General features: G+C 64.6%; 12 protein-coding genes and 1 pseudogene. 11 read left to right on the top strand and 2 right to left on the bottom strand.

Annotated elements, in window-relative coordinates; all coding sequences use genetic code 11:
* Positions 1-7 precede the first annotated feature (7 nt).
* The 8 genes from tsf to E3O11_RS03975 all read left to right on the top strand — a co-directional run bounded on the left by tsf (position 8) and on the right by E3O11_RS03975 (position 5,864).
* Positions 8-835: a translation elongation factor Ts gene (tsf, locus tag E3O11_RS04010; RefSeq protein WP_092449209.1), complete on the top strand. Its 828-nt coding sequence runs from the start codon at positions 8-10 to the stop codon at positions 833-835.
* 122 nt (positions 836-957) lie between these two features.
* The gene (gene pyrH / locus E3O11_RS04005; RefSeq protein WP_092449208.1) at positions 958-1,740 is read left to right on the top strand and encodes a UMP kinase; all 783 of its coding nucleotides are present in this window, start codon (positions 958-960) and stop codon (positions 1,738-1,740) included.
* Positions 1,741-1,770: 30 nt separating this feature from the next.
* The gene (gene frr / locus E3O11_RS04000; RefSeq protein WP_092449207.1) at positions 1,771-2,325 is read left to right on the top strand and encodes a ribosome recycling factor; all 555 of its coding nucleotides are present in this window, start codon (positions 1,771-1,773) and stop codon (positions 2,323-2,325) included.
* Between the two features lie 11 nt (positions 2,326-2,336).
* On the top strand, positions 2,337-3,350 hold the full coding sequence (locus E3O11_RS03995; protein ID WP_092449206.1) for a phosphatidate cytidylyltransferase: 1,014 nt from the start codon (positions 2,337-2,339) through the stop codon (positions 3,348-3,350).
* A gap of 46 nt (positions 3,351-3,396) precedes the next feature.
* Positions 3,397-4,041: a DivIVA domain-containing protein gene (locus E3O11_RS03990; protein ID WP_092449205.1), complete on the top strand. Its 645-nt coding sequence runs from the start codon at positions 3,397-3,399 to the stop codon at positions 4,039-4,041.
* 54 nt (positions 4,042-4,095) lie between these two features.
* Positions 4,096-4,755: an aggregation-promoting factor C-terminal-like domain-containing protein gene (locus E3O11_RS03985; protein ID WP_092449204.1), complete on the top strand. Its 660-nt coding sequence runs from the start codon at positions 4,096-4,098 to the stop codon at positions 4,753-4,755.
* Positions 4,756-4,806: 51 nt separating this feature from the next.
* The gene (locus E3O11_RS03980) at positions 4,807-5,109 is read left to right on the top strand and encodes a hypothetical protein (protein ID WP_170851556.1); all 303 of its coding nucleotides are present in this window, start codon (positions 4,807-4,809) and stop codon (positions 5,107-5,109) included.
* Complete coding sequence (locus tag E3O11_RS03975) at positions 5,106-5,864, top strand: alpha/beta hydrolase (protein ID WP_092449203.1); 759 nt, start codon at positions 5,106-5,108, stop codon at positions 5,862-5,864. Before E3O11_RS03980 ends, E3O11_RS03975 begins: the two co-directional genes overlap by 4 nt.
* 14 nt (positions 5,865-5,878) lie before the next feature.
* Here the strand turns inward: E3O11_RS03975 and E3O11_RS03970 are convergent, their stop codons facing one another.
* Both E3O11_RS03970 and E3O11_RS03965 read right to left on the bottom strand, forming a co-directional pair.
* A complete protein-coding gene (locus E3O11_RS03970; RefSeq protein WP_092449202.1) occupies positions 5,879-6,928 on the bottom strand; it encodes an AI-2E family transporter in 1,050 nt (349 codons plus the stop codon).
* Between the two features lie 23 nt (positions 6,929-6,951).
* Complete coding sequence (locus E3O11_RS03965; RefSeq protein WP_092449201.1) at positions 6,952-8,559, bottom strand: coiled-coil domain-containing protein; 1,608 nt, start codon at positions 8,557-8,559, stop codon at positions 6,952-6,954.
* A gap of 244 nt (positions 8,560-8,803) precedes the next feature.
* On the opposite strand from E3O11_RS03965, the gene E3O11_RS03960 reads away from it, so the two are divergent.
* The 3 genes and pseudogenes from E3O11_RS03960 to E3O11_RS03950 form a co-directional block, all read left to right on the top strand.
* Complete coding sequence (locus E3O11_RS03960) at positions 8,804-10,630, top strand: DUF8094 domain-containing protein (RefSeq protein WP_092449200.1); 1,827 nt, start codon at positions 8,804-8,806, stop codon at positions 10,628-10,630.
* Complete coding sequence (locus tag E3O11_RS03955) at positions 10,627-11,604, top strand: tetratricopeptide repeat protein (protein WP_092449199.1); 978 nt, start codon at positions 10,627-10,629, stop codon at positions 11,602-11,604. Before E3O11_RS03960 ends, E3O11_RS03955 begins: the two co-directional genes overlap by 4 nt.
* 574 nt (positions 11,605-12,178) lie before the next feature.
* Positions 12,179-13,076, top strand: a pseudogene (locus tag E3O11_RS03950) (hypothetical protein); the annotation flags it as partial.

The raw sequence follows: 13,076 nt of genomic DNA, 5'->3' as shown, positions 1-13,076 counted from the left end.
ACCCGGTATGGCAAACTTCACACTCGAAAACGTCAAGGCTCTCCGCGAGAACCTCGGCACCGGAATGGTCGACACCAAGAACGCCCTCGTTGAAGCCGACGGCGACATGGACAAGGCCATCGAGATCCTGCGTCTCAAGGGTGCAAAGGGCAACGCCAAGCGCGCTGACCGTTCCACCTCTGAGGGACTCGTCGCTGCCAAGGAAGTCGGCACGACCGCGTACATGATCGAACTCGCCTGCGAGACCGACTTCGTCGCCAAGGGTGACAAGTTCGTCGTTCTGGCCGACAAGGTGCTCGACGCGATCGCCGCCGCTGGCGCGACGACGGTTGAGGCTGGACTGGCCGCAACGGCCGGCACCCAGACCGTTGCCGAGCTCATCGACGGCGAAGCGGCCATCATCGGCGAGAAGTTCGAACTTCGCCGTGTTGCCGCCGTCACCGGCGAATCGTTCTCGATTTACCTGCACAAGACCAGCAAGGACCTGCCCCCGCAGGTCGGCGTTGTTCTCGGCTTCTCTGGAGCCGACGTGGAGACCGCTCGCAGCGTCGCCCAGCACATCTCGTTCGCCAACCCCGAGTACCTCGCGGCCAGCGATGTTCCTGCTGACCTGGTGGAGACCGAGCGCAAGATCGTCACCGAGATCTCGAAGAACGAGGGCAAGCCGGAAGCGGCACTGCCCAAGATCGTTGAGGGACGCGTCAAGGCGTACCTCAAGCAGGTCGCCCTGCTCGAACAGGACTACGCCAAGGACAACAAGGTATCCGTTGCGAAGGTCCTCGACGATGCAAAACTGACCGTGTCGGGCTTCGCCCGGTTCAAGGTCGGCGCCTAACAACGAATGACGGAGGTCGGATTGCGAAAGCAATCCGGCCTCCGTTTTTGTGTGTGCCCCCTGGGGTACGCGCACGCTCTTGGTAGTTTGGTAACACCCCACTTCGGAAGGCCCCGCACGCCATGACTGACACGGCCAGCACGCACACCCATAACAGCCCGGCCAGTACTTTTTCTGTACCGGTCAGGCCCACCGCTATCGTCAAGAAACGACGAGTGCTTCTGAAATTGTCGGGTGAGGCTTTTGGCGGCGGCGCCGTCGGAGTCAACCCGGATGTCGTCAGCTCGCTGGCCCGTGAAATCGCCGAGGGCGCCAAGCAGGTCGAGGTCGCCATCGTCGTCGGCGGCGGCAACTTCTTCCGCGGCGCAGAGCTCTCCCAGCGCGGCATGGACCGTGGCCGCGCCGACTATATGGGCATGCTCGGCACAGTCATGAACGCTCTGGCCCTGCAGGACTTCCTGGAGCAGGCCGGCGCTGAAACCCGGGTGCAGTCCGCGATCTCGATGACCCAGGTCGCCGAGCTGTATATTCCGCGCCGCGCCGAGCGTCACCTCGAGAAGGGCCGCGTCGTCATCTTCGGTGCCGGCGCCGGACTGCCCTACTTTTCCACCGACACCGTCGCTGCCCAGCGCGCCCTCGAAATCGATGCTGACGTTGTGCTCGTGGCAAAAAACGGTGTCGACGGCGTCTATTCCGACGACCCTCGCACCAACCCCGATGCGCAGAAGATCCACCACATCACCTACCTCGAGGCGCTGCAGCGCGGGCTCAAGGTGGTCGACTCCACCGCTTTCAGCCTGTGCATGGACAACCACATGCCGATGCAGGTCTTCGGCATGGCCCCGGAAGGCAACGTCACCGCCGCCATTCTGGGCACCGATCTGGGCACGCGCGTCTCCAACTAGAATTATTCCACCACCAATAAAGGAGTCACCGTGATCGCGGATGTTCTTTCCGACGCCACTGCGCGCATGAATCGGGCCCTCGAGGCCGCCAAAGATGATTTTGGAACCGTGCGCACTGGACGTGCCAACCCGCAGATGTTCGCGAAAATCCTGGTGAGCTACTACGGCACCATGACCCCGCTGGAGCAGCTCGCTTCCCTGCAGAACCAGGAAGCCCGCACCATGCTGATTGGCCCGTACGACAAGGCGGCCCTGCGCGACATCGAGATCGCCATTCGCGACACTCCGAACCTGGGCGCCAACGTCGGCAACGACGGCACCACCATTCGCGCGACCCTCCCAGAGCTCACCACGGAACGCCGCAAGGAATTCGTGAAAATCGTCAAGGCCAAGGCAGAGGATGCCCGCATCTCGGTGCGAAACATCCGTCGCAAGGCCAAGGATGAGCTCGACGCGCTCAAGAGCGAGGTCGGCGACGACGAGGTCGGTCGGGCCGAGAAAGAGCTGGAGCTGATCACCAAGAGCCACGTGGACGGCATTGATGACGCGTTCAAGCGCAAGGAAGCCGAACTCCTCGAGATCTAGGGAGCCTTCAGATGACCGAGAAACCCGGGAACGACCAGCCGCCCAAGCGCGGTCACGGTGTCAGTCGTGCCGAGTTTCGGGCGCAAGTGAAGACGACGCGGGCCGATTTTGAACGTCAGGTGCAAACTACCAAGGCTGATTTCGAGCGGCAGGTGCAGGCGACGCGTGCCCAGCTCGATGCCACCAACGAGCGCATTGAAGCCCGTACCGGGCGCAACCTCATTCTCGCGATACTGATCGGGCTCGTGCTCGGCGGTTCGATGCTGGTCAGCCTCATCATCGTCAAGCAACTGTTCATGATCTTCGCGGTCGTGATCGTCGCCTTCTGTGCCTTCGAGCTGGCCCAGGCGCTGCGGCACGCGGGACGTAATGTTCCGCGCATCCCGGTCCTCATCTCTGCCGTCGCGATCGTCCCGGCCGCGTTCTACGGCGAGGCGACCGGCCAGTGGCTCGTGATGCTCGGCGGGATCGTGCTGATCGCCCTGTGGCGGCTGGCGCTTCTGGTGATTCCGTCCCATCGCGCCCCGGCCCGGTCTATTGTCGGCGACGTGGGCGGCGGCATCCTGATTCAGGTCTATGTCGTGTTCCTGGCGAGCTTCGCCGTGCTACTCGTCGCCCAGCCCGAGGGGCAGTGGTGGGCGCTCGCCTTCCTGATCCTGGTTATTTCCGCCGATACCGGGGCCTACGTCAGCGGGCTCAATTTTGGCAAGCATCCGATGGCACCCTCGATCAGCCCCAAGAAAACCTGGGAAGGCTTTATCGGTGCCGGCCTGATCTGCATGATCGCCGGCGTTCTGCTGTCCATCTTCATGCTGGATCAGGAGTGGTGGTTCGGCCTGGTCTTCGGCCTCGTGATTCTGCTCACGGCGACGTTCGGCGATCTGGCCGAATCGCTGATCAAACGCGACCTCGGGATCAAGGACATGAGCTCCTGGCTGCCCGGGCACGGCGGTTTTCTGGACCGGCTGGACTCGATCCTCCCGTCGGCCGCCGCGGCCTACGCCCTCTACCTGGTCTTTGCGTGAGCCGAACCGATTCGCTCCCCGTCAGCACAACCGAGACAATGAGGCTATGAGCACCATATTTCCCCGAGTGGCCAAGAAAACTCTCGGCTACAACGTGAGTCAGGTCGATACTTTTCTGGCCGCGGCCCGACGCGCCTACGATCGGCACGACCTGACCGACAGTGAAACGGATGCCGACACCGGCGCGAAGGGGACCGAGGCCATCCACACCAGCGTCGCGGACAAGGCAGCCGCGGAGGCCGAGCGAACCGGCGCGACCTTGACAGCCGAAGCCATTCGACACACCGCCTTCGCCATGCACAAGGGCGGATATTCGCCGGAACATGTCGACGCCGCACTGGAGCGACTCGAGGACGCCTTTGCCGCCCGGGAACGCGATCACGCCTCGCGCACCGGGGGAGAGCAGGCCTGGACGGTCGGCGCCGAGAATGCGGCCACGGTACTTGTTGCCCGCCTCAGCCGTGCGCCCGGGCATCGATTCACCCGTACCAGTGTGCTCGCGGTCGGCTACAAACGGGTCGATGTCGATCGGTTCGCAAACAAACTGGTGAAGTATTTTCTGGACGGTCGTGAGCTTACCGTCGACGAAGTACGAACCGCCGTTTTTCGCCCTGAACGGGGCGGATACCGCGAAGGCCAGGTCGATCTGGTGCTCGACAGCGTCGTCGACGTGATGCTGGCGGTACGTTGATTTGGTGACCGTTATCTGGCCGTTACCAAAGATGTGGGCTAGGGTCATCTAGTAATGGGTAGGCATCTGCAACGAATCGAATCCGTCCCGGCCAAGGCGCGGCCGCCGGTTCGTCGAACTCGGCGTCGGGCCAAGCCGTCTCACTTTCTGTTCGGATTCACCGCCGCCTTCGCGTTCGTGCTCGTGACCGTCGTCGATCCCTACTCGGGTGCCACTGCATCCCCCTACTTTCAACTCGCCGGCAGCACCACCGACGAGGGGCCGGCCCAGGCCGTGCTCGTGGCCGGCAGCTACACAAATACCATCACTCGCGACGGCTTCACCGTCACCGAGAAGCCCAAGCCAGTTCCGGTGGTCGTCGCCGTGGAAAAGAAGCGAAGCGTCACCGCCCCGTCTGCCGCTGTGCCGGATCCCGGCTCGGCTCAGGCTTACGCCTACGATGCTGTCGCGGGTCGCGGCTGGGGCGAAGACCAGTACAACTGCCTGGTCTCGCTGTGGCAGAAGGAATCAGGCTGGCGTGTGAACGCCGAGAACAGTTCGAGTGGAGCCTACGGCATCCCGCAGGCGCTTCCCGGCTCCAAAATGGCCACGGCCGGTGACGACTGGGCGACCAACGCCGGAACCCAGATCGAGTGGGGCCTCAGTTATATCACCGGCCGCTACGGCACCCCGTGCGGTGCCTGGGCCAAGTCCCAGGCTTCCGGCTGGTATTAGCGCTTACCCTTCTGATTTACGGCGTCGTCGGGCAGCAATTAGACTGTTGTGATGGCGCGCAGCAATCGACCCCGAGGCCGCAAGAGCGCTCCGCGAGACGATGGCGAAGGTGCTGACCTGAACGACCTGCTGGCGGGTTGGCGCCGCAGCGAGGTGCGCCGCGACGGACTGTGGCACGTTCAACCGGTGCCGGCCATGCAGGCCGCGAAGACCTATCTGTGTCCCGGCTGCACCCTCGACATCGCGCCCGGTACGGCGCACATGGTCGCCTGGCGCGGCGACGGAGTGCTCGGCGATGCGGCCGACCTGGCCAACCGGCGGCACTGGCACACTCACTGTTGGAGAATCAAATGATCGAGGAGACGTCCGTGACCCTGCCGGTCGGCATTCGTGGCGGCATCGAACTGCCCGCCAGCATCGAGCACATTGAACTGAAAACCAGCGATGGCCTCACCCTGGTGGGGGAGTTGGCGACCCCGATCGGGCGTACGCCGGTGGCGACGCTCGTGACGCTGCATCCGCTGCCCACGGCCGGTGGATTCATGGACTCGCACATTCTGCGCAAGGCGGCCAACCGCCTGCCGGCGATGGCCGATCTGGCCGTACTGCGCTTCAACACCCGCGGGACCTCGTCGCCGCGCGGCACCAGTGGCGGTGACTTCGGGGAGGGCATCACCGAACGCGCCGACGTGGCCGCGGCGATGGCCTTCGTCGCCGAACGCCAGCTGCCCAATCCGTGGCTGGTCGGCTGGTCCTTCGGCACTGAGCTCGCCCTCAAGTACGGGCTGGAGCACCCGATCCGCGGTGCCATTCTGCTGTCCCCGCCGCTGCACCGCACGACGAAGGCCGAACTGGCCGCGTGGGCCGGGAATGAGCGGCAGCTGGTCGCGGTCATTCCCGAATTCGACGATTACCTGCGACCGGATGCCGCTCGCTTGCGCTTCGCGAGTGTGCCCAGCCTTCGGTTCGTCGCCGTCGAGGGCGGCAAACACCTCTGGGTCGGCGAAAACCTGACCCGGCGGGTTCTCAGCGAGATCGTCGCCACCGTTAACCCCGCCGCGCTGCCACTACCCATCGAATGGACGGACGGCCTGCGCGACCCGTCCTAAGCCGGTTGTAGCAGCTAGAGCTCGTTCTGGCGGGGGATGACGACCTGCTTGACGATCATGATGACCGACGCGGCGACCGGGATGGCGATCAGCGCGCCGAGAATGCCGAGCAGGCTGCCGCCGGCCAGGGCCGCAATCACCACGACAGCGCCCGGAACCGACACGGCGCGGCTCATGATGTTTGGACTGAGAACGTATGCTTCCACCTGCATATAGATGAGGTAGTAGATGGCGGCGGCCAGCGCGGTCTGGGGTGAGCTGCCGATCTCGGGAATCAAACAGGTCAGCACGATGATGACCGAACCCGAGATGGTTCCGACGAGCGGAACGAGCGAGAGCAGAAAAGCGATGAAGGCGAGCAACGCCGGGAACGGTGCGCCGATGATCGAGAGAAAGATGAAGCTCAGCACGCCGTTCACCGAGGCGAGCGCGGCCTGTCCCACGATGTAGCGGCCGACGGCCGTGGTGATCTGCTCACTGATATCGGTGAAGCGCTCCCGCTTTGAAGCGGGAACCAGCTGGTAGGTGGCGCGCTTCATGCTGTTGAGGGAGGCGGTGAAGTACAGCGTGAGAATGAGAATGATGAGGGCACCGAACAGGCCACCGACAAACGCGAGGCCCGACTGAACGATCGTGGTCGTGATGTTGGTGAGGTTGCCGCCCAGAGAATCGGTGACGGTCTTGGTGATCCCCGTGATGTCGAGGCCGGGAAACTGCTCTTGCAGATCACTCAGAAACGTTGAACTGTTCACCGCCTTGACCAGATCCGGAATGAGCTGGGACAGCTTGGAGACCTGGTCGACGATGATCGGAGCGATTGCGAACACGACACCGGTGAGCACACCGAGCACGGCGGCGACCACGGTCAGAATGGCCGCCCAGCGGGGAAACCGCTTCTTCTCCAACCAGGAGACGGCCGGGTCGAGGCCGAGCGCAATGAATAGCGCGGCTCCCACGTAGATGATGATCGTCTGCAGGGTGATCACCGAAGTGATGATCAACAAGCCGAGGCCTACGCCCAGGGTGCCGACGAGTCCGAACCTAAACGCATTCTGAATTTTCACGGGTCGTCTCCAGGAGTAGGGAATTACTCGGCTGCGACCCGTTCTGCCTGGGTCAAAACGCTGCGCAGACTTTCAAAGTACCCTGCCACGGCATCGCGCTCAATTCTAATCTGCGCCATGCGATCTTCCGCGTCAGCGACCAGGGCACGCGACCGTGTCGTCGCATCCTCGACGAGTGCCGAAGCGCTGGTCTGGGCGTCGTGCAGAATGCGTGCGGCAGTCTCGTCGGCGTGGTCCTTGTTGGCCTTGGCCTCCGCCCGGGCTCCCGCGTCCAGCTGCTCGTTGAGCGTACGCAGTTCGAGCGTACGCTCAGTGGTCTCGGCGAGCTGCCCGGCGGCATCCGTCTGGAATTTCTGCGCCAGTGCCACCGCCTCTTGGTGCGAGGTGAGGTGTTCCTGCTCTGCTTCGTCGCGGCGGGCTTTCAGCTCGACATCGAAGTCGGCTCGGGCCTGGTCGATTTCTCTGGCCAGCTGGGCGGCCTCGTGCTGGCCGGTCTTCCGGGTCGCGGCGAGCTCGGTTTGTACGTCGATGCGGGCCTGCTCGGCCTCGGCCTCGGCCTCGAGGCGGGCTTGCTGGTTGTCCCTGGTCAGGTCGGCGCCGGCCTGTTCCACGTCGGCGGCCAGGGCGGCACGTGCCTGCTCGATCTCGCGATCGGCCGTGACGCGCTTGCGCTCGAGGTCGCGGGCGAGGTCAGTCTGGGCCTGCGCGCTTTCGACCTCGGCGACTGCGCGGGCCTGCTCGATTTCGCGGGCCACGTCGATGCGGCCCTGTTCCACCTCGGCGGCGAGCAGGGTGCGTGCCTGCTCGGCTTCGTGTGCGCGGCTCAGGCGGGCTTCTTCGGTGTCGCGCGCGAGATCCACACGAGCCTGGTCGGTTTCGGCAGCCAGTGTTACGCGGGCCTGGTCGGTTTCCTGGTTGAGCGTCGCGCGCTGCTGGTCGAGTTCCAGCGCTACTTCGGCGCGAATAAGTTCTGTTTCGCGCGTCAGGCCGGCCGCTTCTTCGCGAGCCTCGGTGGCCTCACGCTGCGCGACGACGCGCACCTCGGCGGCTTCGCGATCCGCTTCAGAGCGGATGGCTGACACCTCACGTTTCACTGTGGCTCGGGCCTCGGCCGCCTCGGTGGCGACAGAGCCGCGAATCAGCGAGGCGTCCCGGGCAGTGTCCTGCATGACCCTCGCCTGCTCGTCCTGGGTACGTGCGCGTAAATCATCCGTTTCAATGCGAGCATCGTCGAGCAGTCGGCGAGCTTTGACGGCGGCGTCGGAAAGGGTGCGCTCGGCCTGCTCAGTGGAATTCCGTCGCAGCTGCTCGACCTCGTCGCTGGTCGTGGCGCGCAGTTTCTCCGCGTCGATATCGGCCTGGGCGATGACGCGGGTGGACTGTTCCTCGGCGACGCGAAGGGTGTTTTCCAGTTTCGTGCCCAGACCGGAGAACGTGGGACTGCCGACCTCTTCGATCTCGGCGGTGAGGTCATCGATGCGGGCGGCCAATCGTTTGACCTCGCGGCCGGCCTCAGCATTTTGGGTATTGGCCTGGATGAGTTGTCGGCGCAGGGATTGAACAGCCTTGGCGACCTCATCCTTGTCATAGCCACGAAAGACCTGGGTGAAATCGGCGTCGTCGTCAGACACTTGTACTCCTTACACGCGGGGCCCGGCCCCTCAATGGATCGTGCATTACGGGGCACCCGACCAATTTTAGTGTGTTGGTGCCCCGCGCGGTACGCGCCGGCTGCCAAATGGAGGCTGAACGGCTATTAGGCTCCTTTCAGGCGAACGGAGTAACGTTGAAAATCGTGTCTGAGGACTTTCAGTCACGTGGTTCAGCCAAAGTGACTGAACAGTACCAACCAGCTCAATTGCTGAAGGGTGATACGTGCGTTTTGTTCTAGCCATCGTGGCATTCGTGCTTGCCGCCGTGATGATCGTGCTCGGCATCGCGCAGCGAACTATCCTGCTCGAACCAGCCTTCAGCTCACTAACCTCGACCGCCACCGGCGAGACTTTGTACACCGTGATCGACCCGAGCGCCCTCGCGGCCTCCCCGGGGAGCCAGACGATCAACGTACGCGGCGAGGGACCCATCTTTTTGGCCTACGGGCGCTCCGAAGACGTGGCCGCCTGGATCGGTGATGACGCCTACGCCACCGTGGCGCTGAGCGAAAAAACGGGCGAACTGACCTCCACTGTCACGGCTGCCGTCGAACCCGACACGGACGACGACAGCTCGGATGAGCCGGTTGCCGCCGATGCTGCCGAGCCCCTGATCGTCAATCCGGCCGGTTCCGACCTGTGGCTCGAGGAGGTCAGCGACACGGATTCGTTGACGACCACGCAGACCCTCCCGGAGGGCATCTCGGTGCTCGTTGCTTCGGACGGAGTCGAACCGGCGCCCGCGAATATCCGTTTGTCGTGGGCATCGGATAATTCCACCCCGTGGGCCGGCCCGCTGCTTGCCGGTGGCGCCCTGTTGCTGCTGTTCGGACTCGTGTTGTACCTGCTGGCCCTGTTGCACCTGCGCCGGTCCCGGCGACCGCGCCGCAACGTTCCGCGCGGACCGCGCCTGCCGCGGCTGCCGCGCGCACCCCGGCCGAAGGCCATCAAGGCCAGTCAGATCACCTCGTCGCGCCGCGGTATTGCCCGTCGCACCGCGATCTTGCCGATGATTTTGGTGTCCGGTCTCGCTCTGAGCGGATGCTCGGCCGATCTCTGGCCGGATTTCAGCGCAACGACGACGGAAACAGCGACCCCGACCCCGACTCCGGTGTCTACCGACTCGGTCGAAGCGGCCGCCGAGCTGGCACCGCCGGCCGTCACGGTCCCGCAGCTTGAAATCATCATGGGCGAGATTTCGCTCCTGACAGCGGATGCCGATGCGACCCTCAACGCGGACACTCTCGCGACCCGGTTCACCGGACCCGCGCTGGAACAGCGCCTGGCCAACTACGCGATTCGGGCGGTCGACGCGACAGTGTCGCCACTGCTGGCCTTGCCGGGAGCCCCACTCACCTTCACGCTGCCGCAGCAGACGAATTCCTGGCCGCGAGTGGTGATGACGGTGATTCAGAACGAAACGGATGCCGAGATTCCACCGACCGCAATTATTCTGCAGCAGGAATCACCGCGGGCGAATTACCTCATCGAGTACGCCTTCCAGCTTGAGCCGGCTGCGCGGGTGCCCGAAGTTGCTCCGGCCCTGATCGGGGCGCCGGCGATCGCCCCCGACAACAAACTCCTGCTCTTGCCGCCGAACGAATTGGCCGCGGCCTACGCCGATGTGCTCCTGCAGGGCGCTGCGAGCCCGTCCGTCGACCTGTTCGAAGACGAAGTGGATGCCTTCCGCGCCCAGTTTGACGCCAGTCGCGCCGACCGGCAGGCGACCCTGCCCGCCACCGCATCGATCGAATTCGGCACGGCGGCGGGGGACGGCAGCACTGTCGCCCTGGCCACCAACGACTCGGGCAGCATCGTGGCGGTCAGCGTCAACGAGACCGAGATCGTCAAACCGATCAACGACGGTGCCACGGTCAGCCCGAGCGGTGCTGCTAGCAAGGCACTGTCGGGAATCTCGTCGTCGTCCAAGGGCATTCTCAACACCTACAGCGACCAGCTTTTGTTCTACGTGCCGACGGCCGGATCGAGCGACAAAATCATCCTCCTGGGCTTTGCCCAGGGCCTCACCCAATCTGCGGAGCTTCCATGACCAACCTGCCCCCGTCCGGATCCAACCTGCGCGGAGCGGTTGACCTTTCCTCGCTCGTCAACCGTGGCCAGGCGGCAGCGCCCGCAACACCCGGTGCCGCAGCGGCACCAGCGGCTGCTGGCGTGCCCGCCGGTGTCGTGCCGGTGCCGAGCCTCGTGCTCGACGGCACCGACGCGAACTTCGGTGAGCTGCTCGAGCTGTCTTCGCGCGTTCCGGTTATCGTCGGTCTTTGGGCCTCGCGGAGCGAACCGTCCACGGCGCTGATGACCGTGCTGGAGAAGCTGATCACCGATCTAGCGGGCCGATTCGTACTGGCCCGCGTCGACATCGACGCCAACCCCCAACTCGCCCAGGCGTTTCAGGCCCAGTCGGTGCCCACGGTCGCGGCCGTCATCACCGGCCAGCCGGTACAGCTGTTCAACGGTCCGCTGGCCGAGGAGCAGATCAGCGACGTGCTCGGCCGCGTGCTCGAACTTGCTGCCCAGCAGGGCGTGACCGGCACGGCCGAGGCGCCGGCCGCCGCCGCAGACGGAGAACCGGCCGAGGTCGTCGAAGAGCCCCTGCCGCCGCACCACGTCGAGGCCTATGCCGCGATCGAGGCCGGCGATTATGCCACCGCGCAGAGCGAATACCGCACGGCGATCGCCCAGAACCCGAATGACACCATGGCCGTCGCCGGCCTTGCCCAGGTCAGCCTGCTGGCCCGCCTGCAGGGCAAAACGATCGACCAGATTCGGAACGGTGCCGCGTCTTCTCCCGACGATCTCGACGCGCAGTTGCTGGTCGCCGACCTCGACCTGTCCGGTGGGCACATCGAGGACGCCTTCGACCGACTGCTGAGCCTGTTCCCGGCCCAGCCGGCTCCCGGCCGCAACGCTATTCGCGAGCGCATCCTCGAACTGTTCGAGGTCATCGGCCAGGATGACCCCAGGGTCCCGCCGACTCGGTCCCGGCTGACGGCCCTGCTCTACTAGCGTCCTGAGGCGGAAGCCTGCCGTTTCACGGATTCGGGGACCTGTTTCAGATTAAGGACCTGACGAACGCGGCGACTGCTGCACGAACGGATGCCGCCGCCTCGGCCGCCGCCGACGTTTTAGTCGGAGGCGCCGGTCATCTGCTGCGCGAAGCAGGTGAGCGGCTGCCGGTCGGACGCGTCGAAACCGCCTTTGACCAACGCGGGTGGCCTGCGAAACCTGGCCATCCCCCGTTGGTCGAGCCTATCGAGGCCCCCAGGGATCAACGATGGCAACTTGCGAAACCCGGCGACTTCCATTGGTCGATCCCGTCGAGACCGCTGTGGATTGGCCTGAGCGGTCTGGAGAACCCGGCCATTTGTCGTTGGTTGAGCTTGCCGAGACGGCTGTGGACTGGCCAGAGTGGTCTGGAGAACCTGGCCATTTGTCGTTGGTCGAGCTTGCCGAGACCGCCATGGACTGGCCTGAGCCGGTCTCGACAACGCGCGGTCTGCCCGAATGCATATTCGCACAGAAATCCAAACATATTTGAGAATCTCTCGACTCTGGCGCATGGTTTTGGTATACTTCTTCTATGAGCCAGAGCGGCGATACTCCCCAGCCGGGCCGTGTCGATCCGTTCTTCGCGGCTCACGGCTACTGGTCGTCCACACCCGAGGAGCGTGCCGAGTTCGAGGTGTTCTGGGCGCAGTGTCAGGCTGATTGGCGGTTTGAAATTGCCGAGGGGCTCGGAGACTGCGCCCCGTACGATGACCTCGACCTGGAACCGGTGAGCCCGGCAGCAGTGAGCCCGGTGGCTGGCCGCCCGGAGCTGATTGACGGCCCGACCATTCCGGCAGGCCTCGATCTGACCGAGGTGTTCGGTGCGGTGCCGCCCGAGCACCTCTTCGATGAGGACCTCCGCGAGGAGTTCCTCTATACGAATTACCTCGCGGACAATTTTCTCCCGGTCGATTTCATCCCGGACGGGTGCACCGCTGACGGATGCACCGCTGACGAATGTCACACTGACCCTGCCGACACTGACCGTGGCGAGGCTGACCCGGCTGACGCTGACCCGGTTGAGGCTGACCCGGACCAACCCGACTCGGAAGACGACAGCCCCGCGGATGTGCTGAGTCCGTTCCAGCGGCACCAGGCGCAGTTCGTCGACCGGGTGATTTACCTGGAGAAGGTGATCGCGTGGGCGCAGGCGAGTAAGGCTGAGGTCTTGACTGAGGCGTGGGATTACACCACCAACAGTGCCGAGACCGGCCGCCCGCAGGCCGGTCCGCAGCATGAGCACGACTGGGATGCGACCTTCGCCGCTCAGCAGGGCCTGGTCGCCGAAATGGCCTGTGCGCTGCGCATCCCGGCCGGGACCGCGTCTGGCCTGTTGCGGGAGAGCCGGGTGCTGGTCGAGTCCCGGCCCGAGACCCTCGATGCTCTCCGCACTGGGGAGATCTCCCTGCGGCATGCCCAGCGGCTGCTCG

Source organism: Cryobacterium levicorallinum (genome assembly GCF_004402405.1).
GTDB lineage: Bacteria > Actinomycetota > Actinomycetes > Actinomycetales > Microbacteriaceae > Cryobacterium > Cryobacterium levicorallinum.
The sequence above is the reverse complement of the archived record's forward strand: the minus strand, read 5'-3'. Positions and strand labels throughout refer to the sequence as shown.